This window comes from Streptococcus sp. HCA-5024, assembly GCF_037890265.1.
GTDB lineage: Bacteria > Bacillota > Bacilli > Lactobacillales > Streptococcaceae > Streptococcus > Streptococcus lingualis.
The window spans coordinates 1-4,939 of the sequence record NZ_JBBKBR010000011.1 but is presented as its reverse complement, the minus strand read 5'-3'; the positions used below and the strand labels follow the sequence as shown (position 1 = coordinate 4,939).

General features: G+C 50.0%; 1 tRNA gene and 3 rRNA genes. All 4 read left to right on the top strand.

Going from position 1 to position 4,939, the window contains the following annotated elements:
* The first annotated feature begins 48 nt into the window (after positions 1 to 48).
* The 4 genes from WKT08_RS10325 to rrf all read left to right on the top strand — a co-directional run bounded on the left by WKT08_RS10325 (position 49) and on the right by rrf (position 4,939).
* Positions 49 to 1,594, top strand: a 16S ribosomal RNA gene (locus WKT08_RS10325).
* Positions 1,595 to 1,647: 53 nt separating this feature from the next.
* Positions 1,648 to 1,720 (top strand) — tRNA-Ala (locus WKT08_RS10320).
* Between the two features lie 123 nt (positions 1,721 to 1,843).
* Positions 1,844 to 4,744 (top strand): 23S ribosomal RNA (locus tag WKT08_RS10315).
* A gap of 79 nt (positions 4,745 to 4,823) precedes the next feature.
* Positions 4,824 to 4,939, top strand: a 5S ribosomal RNA gene (gene rrf / locus WKT08_RS10310).
* The 16S, 23S and 5S rRNA genes sit together here with 1 tRNA gene alongside, the layout of an rRNA operon.

Below are 4,939 nucleotides of genomic sequence, written 5' to 3'. Positions count from 1 at the left end.
AAAAAACAATAAATCTGTCAGTGACAGAAATGAGTGAGAACTCAAACTTTTAATGAGAGTTTGATCCTGGCTCAGGATGAACGCTGGCGGCGTGCCTAATACATGCAAGTAGAACGCTGAAGGAGGAGCTTGCTCTTCTGGATGAGTTGCGAACGGGTGAGTAACGCGTAGGTAACCTGCCTCTTAGCGGGGGATAACTATTGGAAACGATAGCTAATACCGCATAAAAGTCGATATCGCATGATATTGATTTGAAAGGTGCAATTGCATCACTAAGAGATGGACCTGCGTTGTATTAGCTAGTTGGTGAGGTAACGGCTCACCAAGGCGACGATACATAGCCGACCTGAGAGGGTGATCGGCCACACTGGGACTGAGACACGGCCCAGACTCCTACGGGAGGCAGCAGTAGGGAATCTTCGGCAATGGGGGCAACCCTGACCGAGCAACGCCGCGTGAGTGAAGAAGGTTTTCGGATCGTAAAGCTCTGTTGTAAGAGAAGAACGAGTGTGAGAGTGGAAAGTTCACACTGTGACGGTAACTTACCAGAAAGGGACGGCTAACTACGTGCCAGCAGCCGCGGTAATACGTAGGTCCCGAGCGTTATCCGGATTTATTGGGCGTAAAGCGAGCGCAGGCGGTTAGATAAGTCTGAAGTTAAAGGCTGTGGCTTAACCATAGTACGCTTTGGAAACTGTTTAACTTGAGTGCAGAAGGGGAGAGTGGAATTCCATGTGTAGCGGTGAAATGCGTAGATATATGGAGGAACACCGGTGGCGAAAGCGGCTCTCTGGTCTGTAACTGACGCTGAGGCTCGAAAGCGTGGGGAGCAAACAGGATTAGATACCCTGGTAGTCCACGCCGTAAACGATGAGTGCTAGGTGTTGGGTCCTTTCCGGGACTCAGTGCCGCAGCTAACGCATTAAGCACTCCGCCTGGGGAGTACGACCGCAAGGTTGAAACTCAAAGGAATTGACGGGGGCCCGCACAAGCGGTGGAGCATGTGGTTTAATTCGAAGCAACGCGAAGAACCTTACCAGGTCTTGACATCCCTCTGACCGCTCTAGAGATAGAGTTTTCCTTCGGGACAGAGGTGACAGGTGGTGCATGGTTGTCGTCAGCTCGTGTCGTGAGATGTTGGGTTAAGTCCCGCAACGAGCGCAACCCCTATTGTTAGTTGCCATCATTGAGTTGGGCACTCTAGCGAGACTGCCGGTAATAAACCGGAGGAAGGTGGGGATGACGTCAAATCATCATGCCCCTTATGACCTGGGCTACACACGTGCTACAATGGCTGGTACAACGAGTCGCGAGTCGGTGACGGCAAGCTAATCTCTTAAAGCCAGTCTCAGTTCGGATTGTAGGCTGCAACTCGCCTACATGAAGTCGGAATCGCTAGTAATCGCGGATCAGCACGCCGCGGTGAATACGTTCCCGGGCCTTGTACACACCGCCCGTCACACCACGAGAGTTTGTAACACCCGAAGTCGGTGAGGTAACCGTAAGGAGCCAGCCGCCTAAGGTGGGATAGATGATTGGGGTGAAGTCGTAACAAGGTAGCCGTATCGGAAGGTGCGGCTGGATCACCTCCTTTCTAAGGAAAAGGAAACCTGTACGTTGGTCTTGTTTAGTTTTGAGAGGTCTTGTGGGGCCTTAGCTCAGCTGGGAGAGCGCCTGCTTTGCACGCAGGAGGTCAGCGGTTCGATCCCGCTAGGCTCCATTAACACTTTAAGGGTGTTAAGATTGAACATTGAAAATTGAATATCTATATCAAATAGTAACAAGAAAATAAACCGAAACGCTGTAAATATTTAAAGAGTTTAGGTCGCAAGACCAAAAATAAGGTTAAGTTAATAAGGGCGCACGGTGGATGCCTTGGCACTAGAAGCCGAAGAAGGACGTGACAAACGACGAAATGCTTTGGGGAGCTGTAAGTAAGCGACGATCCAGAGATGTCCGAATGGGGGAACCCACTAGCTGATGGCTAGTACTCCTATCTGTTAAGGATAGGTAGAGGAAGACGCAGTGAACTGAAACATCTAAGTAGCTGCAGGAAGAGAAAGCAAAAGCGATTGCCTGAGTAGCGGCGAGCGAAACGGCAGGAGGGCAAACCGAAGAGTTTACTCTTCGGGGTTGTAGGACTGCAATGTGGACTTAAAGATTATAGAAGAATGACATGGGAAGGTCAGCCAAAGAGAGTAAGAGCCTCGTATTCGAAATAGTCTTTATACCTAGCAGTATCCTGAGTACGGCGGGACACGAGAAATCCCGTCGGAATCTGGGAGGACCATCTCCCAACCCTAAATACTCTCTAGTGACCGATAGTGAACCAGTACCGTGAGGGAAAGGTGAAAAGCACCCCGGGAGGGGAGTGAAATAGAACCTGAAACCGTGTGCCTACAACAAGTTCGAGCCCGTTAATGGGTGAGAGCGTGCCTTTTGTAGAATGAACCGGCGAGTTACGATATGATGCGAGGTTAAGTTGAAGAGACGGAGCCGTAGGGAAACCGAGTCTGAATAGGGCGGATTAGTATTATGTCGTAGACCCGAAACCATGTGACCTACCCATGAGCAGGTTGAAGGTGAGGTAAAACTCACTGGAGGACCGAACCAGGGCACGTTGAAAAGTGCTTGGATGACTTGTGGGTAGCGGAGAAATTCCAAACGAACTTGGAGATAGCTGGTTCTCTCCGAAATAGCTTTAGGGCTAGCGTCGACATTAGAGATTCTTGGAGGTAGAGCACTGTTTGGGTGAGGGGTCCATCCCGGATTACCAATCTCAGATAAACTCCGAATGCCAATGAATTATGGTCGGCAGTCAGACTGCGAGTGCTAAGATCCGTAGTCGAAAGGGAAACAGCCCAGACCACCAGCTAAGGTCCCAAAATAATTGTTAAGTGGAAAAGGATGTGGGGTTGCACAGACAACTAGGATGTTAGCTTAGAAGCAGCTATTCATTCAAAGAGTGCGTAATAGCTCACTAGTCGAGTGACCCTGCGCCGAAAATGTACCGGGGCTAAAACAATTTACCGAAGCTGTGGATACCTTTATAGGTATGGTAGGAGAGCGTTCTATGTGTGGAGAAGGTGTACCGTGAGGAGCGCTGGAACGCATAGAAGTGAGAATGCCGGTATGAGTAGCGAAAGACAGGTGAGAATCCTGTCCACCGTAAGACTAAGGTTTCCAGGGGAAGGCTCGTCCGCCCTGGGTTAGTCGGGACCTAAGGAGAGACCGAAAGGTGTATCCGATGGACAACAGGTTGATATTCCTGTACTAGAGTATGTAGTGAAGGAGGGACGCAGTAGGCTAACTAAAGCGTGCGACTGGAAGTGCACGTCTAAGCAGTGAGGTGTGAATTGAGTTAAATGCTTAATTCTATAACATTGAGCTGTGATGGGGAGCGAAGTTTAGTAGCGAAGTTAGTGACGTCACACTGCCAAGAAAAGCTTCTAGCGTTAATCATACTCTACCCGTACCGCAAACCGACACAGGTAGTCGAGGCGAGTAGCCTCAGGTGAGCGAGAGAACTCTCGTTAAGGAACTCGGCAAAATGACCCCGTAACTTCGGGAGAAGGGGTGCTGGCTTTAAGTCAGCCGCAGTGAATAGGCCCAAGCAACTGTTTATCAAAAACACAGCTCTCTGCTAAATCGTAAGATGATGTATAGGGGGTGACGCCTGCCCGGTGCTGGAAGGTTAAGAGGAGTGCTTAGCGTAAGCGAAGGTATGAATTGAAGCCCCAGTAAACGGCGGCCGTAACTATAACGGTCCTAAGGTAGCGAAATTCCTTGTCGGGTAAGTTCCGACCCGCACGAAAGGCGTAATGATTTGGGCACTGTCTCAACGAGAGACTCGGTGAAATTTTAGTACCTGTGAAGATGCAGGTTACCCGCGACAGGACGGAAAGACCCCATGGAGCTTTACTGCAGTTTGATATTGAGTGTCTGTGCCACATGTACAGGATAGGTAGGAGCCATTGAGATCGGGACGCCAGTTTCGATGGAGGCGTTGTTGGGATACTACCCTTGTGTTATGGCCACTCTAACCCGGTAGGTTCATCATCTACGGAGACAGTGTCTGACGGGCAGTTTGACTGGGGCGGTCGCCTCCTAAAAGGTAACGGAGGCGCCCAAAGGTTCCCTCAGAATGGTTGGAAATCATTCGCAGAGTGTAAAGGTATAAGGGAGCTTGACTGCGAGAGCTACAACTCGAGCAGGGACGAAAGTCGGGCTTAGTGATCCGGTGGTTCCGTATGGAAGGGCCATCGCTCAACGGATAAAAGCTACCCTGGGGATAACAGGCTTATCTCCCCCAAGAGTTCACATCGACGGGGAGGTTTGGCACCTCGATGTCGGCTCGTCGCATCCTGGGGCTGTAGTCGGTCCCAAGGGTTGGGCTGTTCGCCCATTAAAGCGGCACGCGAGCTGGGTTCAGAACGTCGTGAGACAGTTCGGTCCCTATCCGTCGCGGGCGTAGGAAATTTGAGAGGATCTGCTCCTAGTACGAGAGGACCAGAGTGGACTTACCGCTGGTGTACCAGTTGTCTCGCCAGAGGCATCGCTGGGTAGCTATGTAGGGAAGGGATAAACGCTGAAAGCATCTAAGTGTGAAACCCACCTCAAGATGAGATTTCCCATGATTTTATATCAGTAAGAGCCCTGAGAGAAGATCAGGTAGATAGGTTAGGAGTGGAAGTTGTGTGAGCAATGGAGCGGACTAATACTAATAGCTCGAGGACTTATCCAAAGAGTCAGAAGATATTGACAATGTAAGGTTAACTTGTTAGAATATAGATGTTCAATTTTGAATGTTTAATCATTCAGAGTTAAGTGACGATAGCCTAGGAGATACACCTGTACCCATGCCGAACACAGCAGTTAAGCCCTAGAACGCCGGAAGTAGTTGGGGGTTGCCCCCTGTGAGATAAGGTAGTCGCTTAGC